General features: G+C 42.5%; 14 protein-coding genes. All 14 read left to right on the top strand.

The window, feature by feature from the left end; translation table 11 throughout:
* Positions 1-135: 135 nt before the first annotated feature.
* Positions 136-819 carry a heptaprenylglyceryl phosphate synthase gene (gene pcrB, locus ABC374_RS00135; protein WP_413015110.1) on the top strand — a complete coding sequence of 228 codons (684 nt, stop codon included), beginning with the start codon at positions 136-138 and terminating at the stop codon, positions 817-819.
* Between the two features lie 61 nt (positions 820-880).
* Positions 881-3,127 carry a DNA helicase PcrA gene (pcrA, locus tag ABC374_RS00140; RefSeq protein WP_350301018.1) on the top strand — a complete coding sequence of 749 codons (2,247 nt, stop codon included), beginning with the start codon at positions 881-883 and terminating at the stop codon, positions 3,125-3,127.
* A 101-nt stretch (positions 3,128-3,228) separates the two neighbouring features.
* Positions 3,229-5,235, top strand: coding sequence for an NAD-dependent DNA ligase LigA (ligA, locus tag ABC374_RS00145; protein WP_350301019.1), 2,007 nt, complete (start codon positions 3,229-3,231; stop codon positions 5,233-5,235).
* A gap of 11 nt (positions 5,236-5,246) precedes the next feature.
* The gene (locus tag ABC374_RS00150) at positions 5,247-6,416 is read left to right on the top strand and encodes a CamS family sex pheromone protein (RefSeq protein WP_350301020.1); all 1,170 of its coding nucleotides are present in this window, start codon (positions 5,247-5,249) and stop codon (positions 6,414-6,416) included.
* A 351-nt stretch (positions 6,417-6,767) separates the two neighbouring features.
* Entirely contained in the window at positions 6,768-7,058 is a 291-nt protein-coding gene (gatC, locus tag ABC374_RS00155) for an Asp-tRNA(Asn)/Glu-tRNA(Gln) amidotransferase subunit GatC (RefSeq protein WP_350301021.1), read from the top strand.
* Positions 7,059-7,070: 12 nt separating this feature from the next.
* On the top strand, positions 7,071-8,531 hold the full coding sequence (gene gatA, locus ABC374_RS00160) for an Asp-tRNA(Asn)/Glu-tRNA(Gln) amidotransferase subunit GatA (protein WP_350302768.1): 1,461 nt from the start codon (positions 7,071-7,073) through the stop codon (positions 8,529-8,531).
* 12 nt (positions 8,532-8,543) lie between these two features.
* Positions 8,544-9,971 (top strand): Asp-tRNA(Asn)/Glu-tRNA(Gln) amidotransferase subunit GatB, encoded by a 1,428-nt coding sequence (gene gatB / locus ABC374_RS00165; RefSeq protein ID WP_076372752.1) that lies wholly within the window; start codon positions 8,544-8,546, stop codon positions 9,969-9,971.
* 153 nt (positions 9,972-10,124) lie between these two features.
* Entirely contained in the window at positions 10,125-10,667 is a 543-nt protein-coding gene (locus tag ABC374_RS00170; RefSeq protein WP_350301022.1) for an RNA polymerase sigma factor, read from the top strand.
* Positions 10,664-11,131 (top strand): hypothetical protein, encoded by a 468-nt coding sequence (locus ABC374_RS00175; RefSeq protein WP_350301023.1) that lies wholly within the window; start codon positions 10,664-10,666, stop codon positions 11,129-11,131. Before ABC374_RS00170 ends, ABC374_RS00175 begins: the two co-directional genes overlap by 4 nt.
* Positions 11,124-12,188, top strand: coding sequence for a hypothetical protein (locus ABC374_RS00180; protein ID WP_413015114.1), 1,065 nt, complete (start codon positions 11,124-11,126; stop codon positions 12,186-12,188). Before ABC374_RS00175 ends, ABC374_RS00180 begins: the two co-directional genes overlap by 8 nt.
* Positions 12,185-13,111, top strand: coding sequence for a LiaF transmembrane domain-containing protein (locus ABC374_RS00185; RefSeq protein WP_350301025.1), 927 nt, complete (start codon positions 12,185-12,187; stop codon positions 13,109-13,111). Before ABC374_RS00180 ends, ABC374_RS00185 begins: the two co-directional genes overlap by 4 nt.
* A 180-nt stretch (positions 13,112-13,291) precedes the next feature.
* On the top strand, positions 13,292-14,206 hold the full coding sequence (locus ABC374_RS00190; protein WP_241590133.1) for a diacylglycerol kinase: 915 nt from the start codon (positions 13,292-13,294) through the stop codon (positions 14,204-14,206).
* Positions 14,207-14,268: 62 nt separating this feature from the next.
* A complete protein-coding gene (locus tag ABC374_RS00195; RefSeq protein WP_413015117.1) occupies positions 14,269-14,844 on the top strand; it encodes a GNAT family N-acetyltransferase in 576 nt (191 codons plus the stop codon).
* A 452-nt stretch (positions 14,845-15,296) separates the two neighbouring features.
* Positions 15,297-16,667 carry a 23S rRNA (uracil(1939)-C(5))-methyltransferase RlmD gene (gene rlmD, locus ABC374_RS00200; RefSeq protein WP_350301027.1) on the top strand — a complete coding sequence of 457 codons (1,371 nt, stop codon included), beginning with the start codon at positions 15,297-15,299 and terminating at the stop codon, positions 16,665-16,667.
* Positions 16,668-16,808 lie beyond the last annotated feature (141 nt).

Below are 16,808 nucleotides of genomic sequence, written 5' to 3' on the forward strand. Positions count from 1 at the left end.
AACCGTATCCGTGTTATATTGGATTTTAGATTCAGAGGTTCCATTTGGTAATAACATTTTATCGATACTTCTCTTTTTTAATGAAAAATCTTAATGCTATAATGGTGTAATGGGAAGTGTGAATGGAGGATTATAATGTACGATTTTCGCGAGTGGAAACATGTTTTCAAACTCGATCCAAATAAAGAAATAAGTGATGAGGCCCTAGAGAAAGTCTGTGAATCCGGTACTGATGCAATCATGGTCGGGGGAACGGATGGAATCACGCTAGAGAATGTGCTTCATTTAATGGCACGTGTCAGACGATATACCGTCCCATGTGTGATGGAAATTTCTTCTGTTGAAACGGTGACGCCAGGGTTTGATTTATATTTCATTCCGAGTGTCCTGAATAGCACCAACCCGGATTGGATGATGAAACTGCATCAGCAAGCAGTCAAGGAATACGGATACCTTTTGAATTGGGATGAAATTTTCGTTGAAGGGTACTGTATCCTGAATCCTGAGTGCAAGGCGGCCCAGTTGACGAAACCCAATACCGATTTGGATATGGATGATGTGGGTGCATACGCGATGATGGCAGAAAAGATGTTCAACCTGCCGATTTTTTATTTGGAATACAGCGGTGATTATGGCGATGTCCAGATGGTGGAAGCGGCCAAAGAGAGTTTGGAGGATACCGTACTATTCTATGGCGGTGGAATAAAATCGGTTGAACAGGCCAAAGAGATGTCCAAAATTGCGGATGTCATCGTTGTCGGCAATGTGATTTATGAAGATTTGAAAGTGGCACTTGCAACAGTTTCGGCAGTTAAATGAAAACATGTAATAATTATAGTATACTAAAACAGAAACGAATGTTCGTATAGGTGGTGTGATAATGCAATATTTAGCGGAAAAATTACTAATAGGTTTGAATGAACAGCAACAAAAAGCAGTGAAAGCAACTGATGGCCCACTTTTAATCATGGCTGGGGCAGGAAGTGGAAAGACGCGTGTGCTGACTCACCGAATAGCTTACTTGATGGTCGAGAAGGAAATAGCGCCTTGGAACATCCTTGCAATCACGTTCACCAACAAAGCGGCACGTGAGATGAAGGAGAGGATCCGTGCCATACTTGGCGGTGCGTCCGAAGATATCTGGATTTCGACTTTCCACTCGATGTGTGTCCGTATTTTACGAAGAGATATCGACCGTATCGGATTTAATAGGAACTTCTCGATATTGGATACGACGGATCAGCAATCGGTCATAAAACAAATCATGAAAGACCGTAATATGGATACAAAGAAATATGATTATCGTGCCATTTTAGGTAGCATCAGTTCAGCGAAAAATGAATTGGTCGGGCCGGAAGAGTACCTGAAGACGGCGTCTGATTACTTCACTAAAGTAACTGCCGATGTATATACAGAATACCAAAAACGGCTACGTAAAAATTCAGCGCTCGATTTCGATGATTTGATCATGATGACGATTCAATTGTTCCAACTCGTACCTGAGGTGCTTGAATATTATCAGCGTAAATTTCAATACATTCATGTTGATGAGTACCAAGATACGAACAGGGCTCAATACATGCTTGTTAAACTATTGGCTTCACGCTTCCGTAATCTCTGTGTTGTCGGAGATTCCGATCAATCGATCTATCGTTGGCGCGGTGCGGATATTGCGAATATCCTTTCATTTGAAAAGGATTATCCGAATGCCAACATGATTTTCCTTGAACAGAATTACCGCTCGACGAAAAAGATTCTTGCAGCGGCGAATAAAGTCATCGATAACAATCAAAACCGGAAGCCGAAAAATCTTTGGACCGAGAATGCAGATGGCAATAAGATATTCTATTACCGTGCGGACAATGAACAAGGGGAAGCGCAATTCGTAGCCGGAAAGATAAATGAGTTAGTCCAGGATGGCAGCCGGAAATATTCAGATATAGCAATACTTTACAGAACAAATGCACAATCACGTGTCATGGAGGAAGTTCTGCTTAAATCCAATATAAATTATGCGATAGTCGGGGGCACCAAGTTCTATGACCGTAAAGAGATTAAGGATTTACTTGCCTATCTTCGCCTTATTGCGAATCCTGATGATGACATCAGTCTTCGCCGTGTAATCAATGTACCAAAACGCGGAATTGGTGCAACTTCAATGGACAAAGTGGCAGATTATGCAGATCAATATGATGTCTCCATTTATAAAGCACTGGAATCTGTGGAAATGGTAGGGATAAGCGGGAAGGCTACCAAAGCGGCAAGGGAATTCCATACGCTGATCACTAACTATACGAATCAGCAGGAGTACTTATCCGTGACGGAACTTGTGGAGGAAGTCATTAAGAAAACCGGTTACCGTGAGATGCTGCAGGCAGAAAAAACGATTGAATCACAAAGCCGCCTTGAAAATATAGATGAGTTTTTATCTGTTACGAAAGCATTCGAAGATAACAGCGAGGACAAATCATTGGTGGGCTTTTTGACTGACCTTGCGTTGGTTGCCGATATAGACCAACTTGACGAGAATACTGAAGAAGCTACAAATACGGTAACGTTGATGACGCTGCATTCAGCGAAGGGACTTGAATATCCGGTGGTCTTTCTATTGGGCCTTGAAGAAGGGGTATTCCCTCACAGCCGCTCGCTTATGGATGAAGAGGAGATGGAAGAAGAACGCCGTCTGGCTTATGTGGGAATTACAAGGGCTGAAAATGAACTATTCATAAGCAATGCCCAAATGCGGACATTGTATGGACGGACGAGCATGAATCCCGTTTCACGTTTCATTAGTGAAATACCTGAGGAACTTCTTGAAGATCTAAAACCGAAACCGGCCCCTAGAGCTAGGCAAACACCTTTCAGTTCTTCGAGAACCGGATCTCCTTCAACTGCTTCAACAAGAAAAGTGCCTGCCTTCGGAAAAGCTGTTTCTGCGCCATCCGCAACGGGCGGTGAAGAGATCGGCTGGGCTGTCGGTGACCGTGCCTCCCATAAAAAATGGGGTATAGGAACCGTGGTGAGCGTAAAAGGGGAAGGCGAAGGGAAGGAATTGGATATAGCCTTTCCAAGTCCAATCGGCATCAAGCGCTTATTGGCGAAATTTGCACCAGTTGAAAAAGCTTAAGATTAATATGTTTCCACTGGTAAAGAATAGGGATATCTGACTTTAGACACCGCTCTTCTATAAGAAGTGCGGTGGAGTCTTCTTTAGAAAGGATTGAACGTATGGACTTACAAGCTGCAGAGAAGAAAGTTCTGGAACTGCAAACGTTGTTGAACCAATACAGCTATGAATATTATGTGATGGACCAGCCATCAGTACCTGATGCTGAATATGATCGTCTGCTCCGTGAACTTATTGAGTATGAGGAGAAATTTCCGGAACTGCAAACGGCGGACTCACCGACACAACGGGTCGGTGGCGCCATTTTGGATATGTTTGAAAAAGTGGAGCATACCACACCAATGCTTAGTTTAGGCAATGCCTTCAATGAAAGTGACTTACGGGATTTTGACAGAAAGGTCAGACAATCTGTAGGTGACGATTTTTCCTATGTATGTGAATTGAAAATTGATGGACTTGCCGTCACTCTTCAATATGAGAATGGATATTTCGTAAGAGGGGCAACCCGTGGAGATGGAACGATCGGTGAAGATATTACCGCTAATTTAAAAACGATCAAGTCGATTCCATTGAAGCTGCGGGAGCCGGTTGCCATAGAAGTGCGCGGTGAGGCCTTCATGCCAAAAAAATCATTCGAATCATTAAACAAGGCAAAGGAAGAACGCGGTGAGGAACCATTTGCAAACCCAAGAAATGCAGCTGCCGGCTCGTTAAGGCAGCTTGACCCAAAACTTGCTGCGAAACGGAACTTGGATATTTTCCTTTATGCGATTGCCGATTTGGGCGAAACAGGGGTCCGTTCCCACAGTGAGGGTCTGGATTTATTGGATCGACTCGGGTTTAAGACGAATCGGGAAAGAAAAAGATGCTCGAATATAGAGGAAGTGCTGGCCTATATAGTAGAATGGACGGAACAACGTCCGAACTTAGCCTATGATATTGATGGAATTGTCGTAAAGGTGGATTCCCTTGAACAGCAGGATGAATTAGGTTTTACTGCAAAAAGTCCGCGATGGGCGATTGCTTATAAATTCCCAGCTGAAGAAGTCATTACAACCCTAAGGGATATCGAGCTGAATGTTGGCCGTACGGGTGTATTGACCCCGACCGCCGTTTTGGATCCCGTTCGGGTAGCGGGTACCACTGTACAGCGGGCTTCACTTCACAACGAAGACTTAATCCGTGAAAAGGACATCAGAATCGGAGATCAAGTGGTCGTGAAAAAAGCGGGTGACATCATTCCAGAGGTAGTCAATGTACTGGCAGAGCGCCGTACAGGGGAAGAAGTCGAGTTCCAGATGCCGACTGAGTGCCCGGAATGCAGCAGTGAACTTGTCCGGCTGGACGGGGAGGTTGCTTTACGCTGCATCAACCCGAAGTGTCCTGCACAAATACGGGAAGGCTTGATTCACTTTGTTTCCCGTACAGCAATGAATATAGACAGTCTTGGTGAAAAAGTGATTAGCTTATTATTTAAAGAAGAACTCATACAAGATGTGGCTGATATTTATAAGCTTACATACGATCAACTGATTGCTTTGGAAAGGATGGGGGATAAATCCGTCAATAAACTTCTTCAAGCGATTGAAGCTTCAAAGACCAACTCGTTGGAAAAATTACTATTCGGGCTGGGCATTCGCCATGTTGGTTCAAAAGCTGCCAAGACGCTTGCGAGGGAATTCGGGACGATGGAAGCCTTAAGTAAGGCGAGCCGTGAAGAACTAACGGCCATTAATGAAATAGGCGATAAGATGGCTGATTCCATCGTAGCTTATTTTGAGTTGGAAGAAGTCCATGCATTATTGAATGAGCTGGATGCAGCCGGTGTGAATCTTACTTTCAAAGGGCAAAGAGCTGTTGCTATAGAAGATATCGACTCCATTTTTGCCGGTAAAACAGTCGTTTTAACGGGAAAACTGCATCAGTTAACACGTAACGAAGCAAAAGAGAAATTAGAGGCGCTAGGAGCTAACGTTGCTGGAAGTGTCAGCAAGAAAACCGACTTGGTCGTAGCTGGCGAAGATGCCGGTTCCAAACTGGCAAAAGCTGAAAGCCTAGGCGTCATGGTATGGGATGAAGAGAGACTGATTGAGGAACTAAATAAATAAGAGGTGTAGCTATGAGGAAACTCTCTATTTTGGGGATGATTCTTATACTGCTTCTTGCTGGATGTGCGCCTAGTTTTGAGGATAAGCAAGAGGTAGTCCAAGACTCCAAAGACAAAAAAGAAACGGCAATTATTCCGAAGTATAAAATTTCGGAAGAATATTATCAAACAATCCTACCGTTTGAACCATCAAAAGCACGCGGTTTGGTCGTATCCAATCTAAATACCCGATATGACATTGAAGAATTCGAAAATGGATTGATGCGGTTGGCCCAAACCCAATTCGACCCGGAAGATTACCTGTTTCAAGAGGGGCAAATACTAAATAGTTCCGAGATATCTTCTTGGCTGAACAGAAAATATACCGATAGTCAGTTGAAAGAAAAGGACATGAAAGCCTCCAAGAATCTTGGCTTGAATCCGGTTGATCCAGGTAAAGGTGACATTGATAAGCGGAATGAAGATAATCCGATCTATCTTGCCCATGTTTTAGAACATAATTACTTGGTAAAAACAAAAGATAATTCAGTGAGCCTTGGCGGAGTTGTAATAGGTCTTGCGCTGAATTCAGTGCATTACTATCAAAAAGAGGCATTTGGTGCCACATATGAAAAGAAAATCGATAGTAAAAAGCTAAAGCAAGAAGGGGAGAAAATTGCTGCAGAAGTCTTAAAAAGGCTGCGTAAAAAGGACAAGCTGAAAAATGTTCCGATTACGATTGCCTTATTCGAGCAAAATGAAAAATCTTCAGTGGTCCCTGGGAATTTCATTTCCTATACAAATATCGATAAAAACTCTGACAACATTGGAAAATGGACGGACTTGAACGAAGAGTATTTCCTATTTCCTTCAGCTGGTGCTGAAAAAAAATACCGTGATGACGTCAATACTTTCACGAACTTTAAAGAAGATGTTGAAGAATACTTCCCTAACTTTAACGGAGTCATCGGCAGGGCGTTCTATATGGATGATCAATTGCAAAGTCTGAACATCGATATCCCCATTCAATTTTATGGGAACTCTGAAGCCATCGGCTTTACCCAATATGTTGCTGGGCTTATAATGGAACGTTTCCCGAACTATATTGCCGTACAGGTATCCATTACCTCTGTAAATGGACCTGAAGCGCTCATAGTCCGTGAAGCAAATCAGGACGAACCAACCGTGCATATATACGAATGAAAAAAGATGAAGCTTAACGGCTTCATCTTTTTTGTGTCCCGCTTTTAAATGGGAATGTATCCTAAATAACCTTTAACCAGGAAGTAAACCCTTCCATTTTAGGGAGCAACTGCTTTTAAAAAGGGAACATTTGTCGAATTTTAAAGGACTTATTGTCATTTCCCCGGAAATTCCGGCAGCTTTCCCATATTTCCCGGAAAATATCTCTTTTTCCTTATGAAATAATTGAATTTCGACATTGTATCTCTTGTTGCTTTACTGTGTAATAGTTTGATATGATTTAAACGATGATTATATGGAGAAAAGCGACGAAATTCAGTCGATTTGGATATTTTTTCGGAGGTGAAGAGAATGTCACGTATTTCTATGGAACAAGTTAAACACGTTGCCCATTTGGCTCGTTTGGCCATTACGGAAGAAGAAGCACAACAGTTTCAGCATCAGCTTGACCAAATGATTTCATTCGCGGAGCAGTTGAATGAGCTTGATACGGATCAAGTAAACCCGACTTCTCACGTTTTGGATATGAAGAATGTTATGCGCGAAGATGTCGCAAAACCGGGATTGCCAGTAAAAGAAGTAGTTAAAAATGCACCGGATAGCAAAGATGGATATATCCGTGTACCATCTATAATTGAATAAGGAGGGACAATGATGTCGTTGTTCGAACAAAAGGTTTCTGAGCTTCATGAACGCTTACATAAGAAAGAGATAAGTGTCACTGATCTTGTTAACGAATCGTATAAGCGAATCGGACAGGTAGAGGACAAGGTGAAGGCATTTTTGACACTTGATGAAGAAAACGCCCTCAATCAAGCAAAACGATTGGATGATCAATTGGTAAAAGGCGAGAACGAAGGCGCTTTATTTGGTATGCCGATCGGAGTGAAGGATAATATTGTCACTAAAAATTTGCGTACGACTTGCGCGAGCAAAATTTTGGAGAACTTTGATCCAATCTATGATGCAACCGTTGTTCAAAAGCTACAGAAGGCAGAAACGGTTACGATCGGGAAATTGAATATGGATGAGTTTGCGATGGGTTCTTCCAATGAGAACTCCGCGTTTCAGGCAACACGCAACCCTTGGAACACGGAATATGTGCCAGGCGGTTCTTCGGGTGGTTCAGCTGCATCTGTCGCTTCCGGTGAAGTCCTATTCTCTTTAGGTTCCGATACGGGTGGATCGATCCGCCAACCAGCGGCATATTGTGGAGTTGTCGGCTTAAAACCTACATATGGACGGGTTTCCCGATACGGACTTGTAGCATTTGCGTCTTCACTGGACCAAATCGGTCCGGTTACAAGAACTGTTGAAGACAACGCTTATTTGCTTGAAGCGATTTCAGGTGTGGATCCAATGGATTCGACCTCTGCTAATGTTGACGTGCCGAATTTTGTGAATTCATTAACAGGCGATGTTAGAGGATTGAAAATAGCTGTGCCTAAAGAATATCTTGGCGAAGGCGTTGGGGAAGAAGCACGTAATTCCGTACTTGAAGCGTTAAAAGTATTAGAGGGGCTTGGAGCTGAATGGGAAGAGGTATCCTTGCCGCATTCCAAATATGCTTTAGCTGCCTATTATCTGCTATCTTCATCGGAAGCTTCGGCTAACCTTTCACGTTTTGACGGTGTGCGTTACGGACACCGTACAGACAATGCAGAAACACTTATAGAAATGTATAAGCAAACCCGTGCAGAAGGATTCGGTGACGAAGTGAAACGCCGTATCATGCTTGGAACTTTCTCCTTAAGTTCAGGTTATTATGATGCTTATTATAAAAAGGCTCAAAAAGTACGTACGTTAATCAAAAAAGACTTTGAAGATGTCTTTGAAAAATACGATGTCATCGTTGGACCGACTACACCTACGCCTGCATTTAAAATTGGTGAAAAAGTCGACGATCCATTAACGATGTATGCGAATGATATCTTGACGATTCCAGTCAATCTTGCTGGTGTACCGGGTATATCCGTGCCATGTGGATTCGCAGCGAATGGGCTTCCGCTTGGACTGCAAATGATTGGGAAGCATTTTGATGAAAGCACGATTTACCGCGCGGCTCACGCATTTGAGCAAGCAACAGATTTTCATAAACAATTTCCTAAGCTGTAAGGGGTGAAAAAAATGGACTTTGAAACGGTGATTGGTCTAGAAGTACACGTAGAATTAAAAACGGATTCTAAAATTTTCTCAGCGAGCCCAAATCATTTTGGTGCCGCTCCAAATAGTAACACGACTGTAATCGACCTAGGCTACCCAGGTGTATTGCCTGTCGTCAATAAAAAGGCTGTTGATTTTGCAATGAAGGCTGCAATTGCCCTGAATTGCGAAGTGGCGGAAATTACGAAATTCGACCGGAAAAACTATTTTTACCCGGACAATCCTAAAGCATACCAAATTTCACAGTTCGATCAGCCGATCGGTGAGCATGGTTGGATTGAGATTGAAGTGGGCGGCAAGAAAAAGAAAATTGGCATTACCCGCATTCATATGGAAGAGGATGCTGGAAAGCTGACACATAAAGGGAACTATTCACTTTGTGATTATAACCGCCAAGGTACGCCTCTAGTTGAAATCGTATCCGAGCCGGATATCACTTCCCCGGAAGAAGCTTATGCATATCTGGAAAAATTGAAATCCATCATTCAATACACCGGCGTTTCCGATTGTAAAATGGAAGAAGGCTCACTTCGCTGTGATGCCAACATTTCCTTGAAACCTGTCGGCCAAAAAGAATTCGGTACGAAAACCGAATTGAAAAACTTGAACTCATTCAACTTCGTCCGCAAAGGGTTGGAGCATGAAGAAATCCGCCAAGCGGAAATCTTGAATGAAGGCGGCATAATCGAACAGGAAACACGCCGGTTTGATGAAGCTACAGGCAGAACGGTACTAATGAGAATTAAGGAAGGCTCCGATGATTATCGTTACTTCCCGGAACCGGACTTATTGACGATCCATATCGATGAAGAATGGAAAGCGCGTATCGCTGCCGAGATTCCGGAACTTCCGGATGCCCGGAAAAAACGCTATGTCGAAGAATTTGGCTTACCGGAATATGATGCAGCCGTTTTAACGGTAACGAAAGAAAGTGCTGATTTCTTTGAAGCGACAGTCGCTTCAGGCGCGGATGCAAAACTGGCATCTAACTGGATCATGGGCGAGGTTTCCGCTTTCTTGAATGCAGAAGGTAAAGAGCTGCATGATGTCAAATTGACTGCTGAATCGTTGGCTGGAATGATCAAGCTTATTGAAGATGGCACAATTTCTTCTAAAATCGCTAAAAAAGTTTTCAAAGAATTGATTGAAAACGGCGGGGATGCAGAAACGATCGTCAAGGAGAAGGGACTAGTCCAAATTTCCGATGAAGGCGCATTGCGTACAGCCGTTGAAGAAGCATTGAATAATAACCCGCAATCAATTGAAGATTTTAAGGCCGGTAAACAAAAAGCAATCGGCTTCCTTGTCGGGCAGATCATGAAAGCAACAAAAGGACAAGCCAATCCACAGCTTGTTAATAAAATTTTGGTGGAAGAAATCAATAAACGTTAATATTGACCGTATCACTTTTAAAGTGGTACGGTTTTCTCTTGATTAAGTGTGAAAAAGCCGGAAATATTTTTGATTTTTTTTGAGTTATCTGTAGGGGTAACTCCTTTTTGTGCGTCTATTACATGAATGACTAAAAGGAAAGGAGGAAGAGAAGTGTCGGATGAGTTAGTTGAGAAGGTAAGGGCTGGGAATGATCATGCATTCCGAATGTTGATTGAAACATATAAACAGACGATTTATAGGACCGTCTATTCCGTCTTGCGGAATCAAAAGGATGCAGAAGATGTTACCCAGGAAGTCTTTATCAAAATCTACACCTCTCTTCCTCAATATAAGAACCAAGGTTTCAAAACCTGGATTACCCGAATTGCGGTCAATCATGCAATCGATCTAAAGAGAAAGAGGGAACGCCAAAAGGAAGAATTACAGGACGAACATTCATCGGAAGTTAATTTGGGCTTAACTGATGATGTCGAGGCCGTATTCTTTCGGAATGAAAGGCGAAAGCAAGTATTACGGAAGCTGAATGACCTTCCAGAGGGATATCGGGAAGTTGTATATAGCTATTACATAAAGGAAAAGACATTCAAGCAAATTGCAGAGGAACAGCATATTCAAGTGAAATCTGTCGAGGTAAAGCTATATCGGGCAAGAAATTGGATGAGAAAACATTGGAAAGAGGAGGATTTTTCATGAATCATGTTCCTGAAGCAGAATGGGTTGCATATTTGGCAGATGAAATACCAGAGGCTCTAAAAATTGAATATGAAAATCATCTATACTCCTGTGACAAGTGTTTGTCCGCCTATATGGAAGCGATGGAAAAAGAAGAAAACAGTCTGGACATCGAAGGATTTGATATTGCAGGTCCGGTCATGGACTCGATTAGCCGATTGAAAGAAGGTTCTGGTGAAGAGGCTAAGCAACACCGAAAAGAAAAATCGCTTCGGACGATTACAAGACATTACCTTATTGCGGCCGGGTTTACGATTTTATTGATGGCAGGCGGAGTATTTCAATCATTGACGGAGTACGTGGATTCTGTGGAATCAAGCAGCGGAAAGGAAACGCAGTCCTTAACCGATGGGCTTATTGATAAAACATTTAATTGGATGGACACAATCGAGAAGAAAAATAAGGAGGGGTTTAGAAATGAATAAAAGTCCGGTATTAGCTTTTTTATTATCGTTTCTGCCAGGTTTCGGACATTTTTACCTAGGAAGGAAATATAAAGGGTTATTTTATTTTCTTGCCACGGCTGGATTGGGGCTTGGAGGTCTATTTCTTTCGTTGATCAGTCAATCGGATGCGTTTCTGGCTTTTTCCGTTATTGGAATGGTGTTTTATTTCATCAGTATATTTGATTTGGTGGTCACCTCACTGAGGAATCCTAAAAGTGAAGAGAATGTAGGGGCCGATCAGCCGGAGGCGGAAAGATTTTATGTAATCATCCTTTCATTCGTTCCAGGATTAGGGCATTTTCAGCTGGGTCTCATGAATCGGGGACTCATTTTTCTCATCGGCTTTTTAGGCCTTGGCATCATGGTGGTATTCATCAGTGTGATGACACAAATGGAAGGTCTGTTAATATTCATGGCATTATTGCCTGTTATCTGGATTTACAGCTTTTTTGATTCTGTTCAACAGCTGAATAAAAAGCAAAGAGGTGAGGAGCTTATCGATCGGACCGTTTTGGAAGATTTCGAGGAGAGAAGGGAATCCGGGAAGAAGAGTAAATCGGTTGCGACTTTATTCGCCATTTTTCCTGGTGCAGGTCACTTATATCTGGGGCTGCAAAAACGTGGGATTCAATTGATGGCAGGCTTTTTATTCGCCATTTACATACTGGATTTACTCCGGTTAGGTTTCTTCTTTTTCCTTATCCCGATTATCTGGTTTTATAGTTTTTTTGATGGATTGCAAAAAGCCTCGAAAATGGAAGAGGGTCCAGTAGAAGATACGCCCATCATTTCGGGTATGGTCAATCACCAAAAATGGCTAGGATTGGGGTTGGTGGGAATTGGAATCTATTTCTTGGCCAGTAATATAATCGTCCCGGCCATTGCCCCTCATTTAGATGAATGGATTGGAAGCAACTTGGAGTATTGGTTTAGAGATTATTTTCAAAAAGGACTTGTATGCATCCTTCTCATAGGCGGGGGAATCAAATTGCTATCGGGAAGTAAAAAAGGGAGAGTCGAGGAGGAGACAAAATGAGAACATGGAGAGTCGGAACGATTTCAATGGGGATCTCCCTGGTTGGTTTGGGTTTGGTTTTACTCGTTTCTCAAATTGCGGATATGAATTTGACGACGATTCTGCTATCGTGGTGGCCGTTGCTGTTCATTATCTTGGGTGCAGAGATTCTCTTTTATATTTATTTTTCCAGAAAAGAAAGTTCTTTTGTAAAGTATGATATTCTTAGCATTCTTTTCGTGGGATTGCTTGGAACGACGGGAATAGTTTTAATTCTGCTTACATCCAGCGGATTGATGGATCAAGTTAGGGCTGCCGTTAATAGTGAAGAGAAAACGGTCAATTTGCCTGGTTTCAATCAAAAGGCAGGGGAGGGCATACATAGAGTTGTCCTGGACACTGGCTCATACCCATTGACAATTGAAAGTGGTAAGGACGAGGAAGTTTCCGTTTTTGGAACATATGGTGAGCGGGTACTGGAAGATGCTGATTCGTTGTTGAAAAAGGCGGAAGATTATTTACTTGTTGAGAGAAATGGTGATACTCTTTATATTAGCTTCAAGGATTTACCGAGTCAAAATGGACTTTTAGACAGTGGTACAAGGAATCTTAAGGCAACCCTTATAATCCCTGCTGAGTTGGCAGTGGAGATAGACGGACAAAGTACCGATCTTGTCTTGAAGCCTAGAAAGCTCTTGAATGACTGGAGTGTGAAGGACAGCGGAAATCTAAGTGTAGTCCTTCAGGATAATAGTGATATAAAGATAGATGCCAGAGGGGTCGAGGAACTTGAAGGCCCTGAGAGTGGCTGGAAGATGACTGAAGTGAAAAAAGGAACAAGTGATGAAGGCATTGTAAAAAAGAATGGGATATTCAATACTGGTGATGGGAAACATACTTTAACGGTTACCGATACATTTAACGTGAATGTTCAATATCCATGATTGAAATCATTTACTAGAATAAAATTGTAAAAAGCATTATAATTTTCCCTGATAAGATTTCTAGTAAAATGTAAAAGATATGGACCGAAATACGGTCCTCTTTTTTTCGAATATTGCTTTTCATGTAACGAAGGATTAAGATGTAAATTATGGAATCAATATGTATAAGGATGATGGGAAATGAAAAGAGCAAGGTTGATTTACAACCCGACTTCGGGCCGGGAAGCCATTAAGAAGAGCCTGCCAGGTGTGCTAGCAAAACTTGAAGAAGCTGGTTATGAAGCTTCTGCACATGCGACGACCGGTGCCGGGGATGCGACGAAAGCGGCTAAGATAGCGATTGAACGCGGCTATGATGTAGTTATTGCAGCAGGGGGCGACGGTACGATTTATGAGGTTGTTAATGGACTGGCCACTGCAGAGAAACGTCCGAAACTAGGAATCATTCCGACGGGAACGACCAATGATTTCGCCCGGGCGCTGCATTTACCGAAGTCGATCGAAGGGGCGGCCGAAATTATTGCAAGTGGGCATACGATGCCGGTCGATATCGGGAAAATGAATGATAAGTATTTCATCAATATTGCTGGCGGGGGCAGATTGACCGAATTGACCTACGACGTGCCGATCAAGCTGAAAACCATGCTTGGTCAGCTAGCGTACTATATTAAAGGAATTGAAATGCTTCCTTCAATTAAGCCGACGGAAGTTTCTATTGAATATGATGGAAAGCTTTTTGAAGGAGAGATCATGCTTTTCTTGGTGGCTAACACGAATTCGGTCGGCGGCTTCGAGAAACTGGCCCCTGACGCCTCTTTGAATGATGGGATGTTCACGTTGCTTATTTTGAAAAAGGCAAACCTCGCTGATATTGTCCGTGTCGCAACATTGGCAATGCGCGGTGAACATATCCATGATAAAAACGTCATTTATGAAAAAGCCAATCGAATTAAAGTACATGCCAAAAAGGACATGATGCTTAACTTGGATGGGGAATTTGGCGGGATGGCCCCAGCTGAATTCGTAAATCAGTACCGCCATTTTGATGTATTTATCCCGCAAGGAATACTGCCGGACGATCCGGCAAATAAATAGGTTGAAGAGGCCACTGAATCTGGTGGCCTTTTCAGTTTAATGAAGCAAGGAGAATTACAAACATGTATATCAGGAAAGCGACACCGGAGGATGCGGAAAAGGCAGCCGTATTGACCCGGTTAGCGATTAAGGAAATTGCAGAGGTTTTGACAGGTGAAACGGAAGAAGAAAGGATACTTTCCGTTCTTGCCGATTTGTTCAGGAAAAGTGGGAATCGGGTCAGCTATGAAAATACGCTTGTCAGTGAACATGATGGACAAGTATCTGGATTGATCATTGCTTACCATGGCAAGGATGCCGAAAGCTTGGATGAACCGATAGTGAATCAATTAAGGATGAAGATGAAAGACCCAAGCGTTACGCTCGATAAGGAAGCGGAAATGAGAGACTTTTATTTGGATACAGTATCCGTCGACCCGGGTTTTCAAGGAAAAGGTATTGGCAGTGCACTGATTCAATATGTTGAGGGATACGCTAAACATAAGGGATATCCAAGGGTTTCTTTAGTCGTTGAAAAGGAAAATGAAGCGGCGAATCGTCTCTATGGCAGATTGGGGTATGTGGAAATTAAAACCATTTTGATTAGCGGCCATGAATTTCGCTATATGGTAAAGGAAATAGAAGAACCTCCTGTTTAACAGGGGGTCCTTTTTACTCATTTGAAATTTGGCACTGTATGCGATTACATTTGCTGTCCATTCATGGCGGCCCAATCAGCGTAAGCACCGGTGCCATTACAGCCGGGACAGTCGTGTATATCGGAAAAATGATATTCCGTAGGTACGAAGGAGCTGTATCCACGTCCGTAACAATCCGGACAGAGGCCTTTTTCCTCCATACTTGCACGATGTTTTTCTAACCTTGTAGCATTCCAGGCCGATATAGAGTTAAATAAACCCATTTCCTCACCTCATCTGTTTTTCCTTATTTTTCTTTTTTTAGTGAACTTTTATTCATGGAACTATGAAAAATCCGTAATTCCTTCCACTATATTTTTATGAAAACCAAGGTAAATTGGTGAGTGGTTTTGTGACAAGGCCTCTATTGTGGTAAAATACAGGCTAGCATAAAAAAGAAAAGAGAAGATGATATGAAAAAAACAGCACCAGTTGCTAAAAATGATATTATAGAGGTTTTATTTGAAGATTTAACACATGAAGGGGCTGGCGTCGCTAAAGTCGATGGCTACCCGATCTTTGTTCAGAGCGCCCTTCCAGGTGAAAAAGCAAAAATTAAAGTGATGAAAGCTAATAAGGGTTATGGCTTCGGCCGCTTGATGGAGATTATCGAAAACAGTCCTTACCGTGTTGAGGTCACGACCGAAGATTACCCTAAATACGGTGGTTGTCAGCTTCAGCATATGAGCTATGAAGGACAGTTGGAATTCAAGGAAAAGCAAGTGCGTGAAGTGATGACACGCATCGGGAAACTTGAGGATGTGAAGGTTCACCCAATCATCGGGATGGAGAATCCAACCCATTATCGCAATAAAGCGCAAGTGCCTGTTGGTGAAAAGGATGGCAAGCTAATAGCAGGGTTCTTCAAACCGCGGACACATGAAATCGTTGAAACGAAAGAAAGCATTATCCAAAATGAAGTGATCAATGAAGCCGTTCAAGTTGTTAAAGAGATTTTCAGTAAACTTGGTATCCCTGCTTATAATGAAGAGGCACATAAAGGTGTTTTGCGGCACATCATGGCCCGTTATGGCAAGCAAACAGGCGAATTAATGATTGTTCTTGTTACAAGAACGAAAAGTATCCCTTTCATCGAAACCATCGTGAAGGAAATCGTTGAACGTCTTCCACAAGTGAAATCCATTGTACAAAACGTGAATTCCAAGAAAACGAATGTTATCTTGGGCGATAAAATGACTGTACTATGGGGCGACGAAGTGATCCATGATATGATCGGTGATGTGAAATTTGCGATTTCAGCAAAATCCTTCTACCAAATCAATCCAGACCAAACGAAAGTCCTTTATGATAAAGCTCTTGAATATGCAGGACTGACCGGTGAAGAAACGGTGATAGATGCTTATTGCGGCATTGGAACCATCTCTTTATTTGTAGCTAAAAAGGCGAAAAAAGTGATCGGTGTCGAAGTGGTCGAAGATGCGATTGAAGACGCACGCCGCAACGCTGAATTGAATGAAATCTCAAATGCAGAATTCATGGTCGGCGACGCAGGTAACGTTATTGCTGAATGGTATCAAAAGGGCAACACTGCGGATGTCATCGTTGTGGATCCGCCTCGCAAAGGTTGTGAAGAATCCCTTCTGAATACGATCATCGAGATGAAACCTAAAAAAGTCGTATACGTATCATGCAACCCAGGCACTTTAGCGCGTGATCTTCATATATTGGAAGAAGGCGGATATAAAGCAGTTGATATCCAGCCTGTCGATATGTTCCCAATGACGACACATGTTGAAAATGTAGTGTTATTAGAGTTGAAATGATTGAGTGTGGGCCCGGTCTAATTGACTGGGCCTACAGTTTTTTTATGGCTTGTACAATTTGGACGTTGATTTCCGTTCAAGGCACTCGCTTTCCGCGGGTCTCCCTAGACTCGCTTTTCCCTACAAACTGTGGTCCCGGTC

The sequence above is a fragment of the Peribacillus phoenicis genome (genome assembly GCF_047238085.1).
Classification (GTDB): Bacteria; Bacillota; Bacilli; order Bacillales; family DSM-1321; genus Peribacillus.

Bases quoted from the DNA above. Each gene is read 5' to 3' on its own strand.
- ABC374_RS00190 (WP_241590133.1), top strand. From the start codon at position 13,292: ATGAAAAGAGCAAGGTTGATTTACAACCCGACTTCGGGCCGGGAAGCC.
- gatC (WP_350301021.1), top strand. From the start codon at position 6,768: ATGTCACGTATTTCTATGGAACAAGTTAAACACGTTGCCCATTTGGCT.
- ABC374_RS00150 (WP_350301020.1), top strand. From the start codon at position 5,247: ATGAGGAAACTCTCTATTTTGGGGATGATTCTTATACTGCTTCTTGCT.
- ABC374_RS00180 (WP_413015114.1), top strand. From the start codon at position 11,124: ATGAATAAAAGTCCGGTATTAGCTTTTTTATTATCGTTTCTGCCAGGT.
- pcrA (WP_350301018.1), top strand. From the start codon at position 881: ATGCAATATTTAGCGGAAAAATTACTAATAGGTTTGAATGAACAGCAA.
- gatA (WP_350302768.1), top strand. From the start codon at position 7,071: ATGTCGTTGTTCGAACAAAAGGTTTCTGAGCTTCATGAACGCTTACAT.
- ligA (WP_350301019.1), top strand. From the start codon at position 3,229: ATGGACTTACAAGCTGCAGAGAAGAAAGTTCTGGAACTGCAAACGTTG.
- ABC374_RS00185 (WP_350301025.1), top strand. From the start codon at position 12,185: ATGAGAACATGGAGAGTCGGAACGATTTCAATGGGGATCTCCCTGGTT.
- gatB (WP_076372752.1), top strand. From the start codon at position 8,544: ATGGACTTTGAAACGGTGATTGGTCTAGAAGTACACGTAGAATTAAAA.
- rlmD (WP_350301027.1), top strand. From the start codon at position 15,297: ATGAAAAAAACAGCACCAGTTGCTAAAAATGATATTATAGAGGTTTTA.
- ABC374_RS00195 (WP_413015117.1), top strand. From the start codon at position 14,269: ATGTATATCAGGAAAGCGACACCGGAGGATGCGGAAAAGGCAGCCGTA.
- pcrB (WP_413015110.1), top strand. From the start codon at position 136: ATGTACGATTTTCGCGAGTGGAAACATGTTTTCAAACTCGATCCAAAT.
- ABC374_RS00175 (WP_350301023.1), top strand. From the start codon at position 10,664: ATGAATCATGTTCCTGAAGCAGAATGGGTTGCATATTTGGCAGATGAA.